Consider the following 708-nt stretch of genomic DNA (forward strand, 5'->3'; position numbering starts at 1 on the left):
TAACAGCCCGTTGATGAAGTCGTCGTTCAGCTTTGGGGATCTGGCACGAAGCTGACGGCGATCGCGGCGGTCTGATCGCCGGCGACAACGATCAGCAGCAGCACCGGGCAGCCGTTCGCCAGGATGATGGCGGCAAGGCACGCAGATACGCGCGCCTGGAACTCCCTCGGTGTCCCGGCGCCGGTCATCAGGCGCATGATCAATCCCAGATTGTAGCCGGCGACGTGGATCAGGTACCGCTTCTGGATGTTCTCCCGCCCGCGCAGCCAGGTGCGCCGCATGCCGCCACGGTCGAGCACCAGGGCAAAGCAGCGTTCGACGATCTCGGCGCACAGCTTGAAGGCAGCGCGCGCGACGCCGGAGAGCAGCCGAATGCGGTTGTTGACCACGGCGCGGCGGGCGTCGTCGTCGCCGTGCCAGCGCAGGAAGCCGTCGCGCTTCGGCTCGGCGATGCGCGTCTTCCACGCGCCATCGTCGAGCGCCTTCAGCGTCTCGCGGGCATGATAGCCCTTGTCGGCGACCAGCTCGGCCGGCGCCTCCGGGCTCGGAGCCGCCTCGACCGCGCCGAGATGCCGCGCGGCGCTCGCCAGGGTGTCCGGCAGGGTGGCGGTGTCGCCGCGGTCGGCAGGGTGCATTTCGGCGGCGACCACCGCGCCGGTGTCGAGGTCGACCGCGTGCTCGGGCTTGTGCGCCAGCCGCGTGCGGCCA

The 708-nt window shown here is 70.2% G+C and carries 1 protein-coding gene; it reads right to left on the reverse strand.

Annotated elements, in window-relative coordinates; all coding sequences use genetic code 11:
- Positions 1–26: 26 nt before the first annotated feature.
- Positions 27–708, reverse strand: a 682-nt coding sequence (locus ACFHPP_RS31290; RefSeq protein WP_437167120.1) for a transposase, incomplete at its 5' end; no start/stop codon positions are given.

Source organism: Falsiroseomonas sp. E2-1-a20, assembly GCF_051433195.1.
Taxonomy (GTDB): Bacteria; Pseudomonadota; Alphaproteobacteria; order Acetobacterales; family Acetobacteraceae; genus Falsiroseomonas.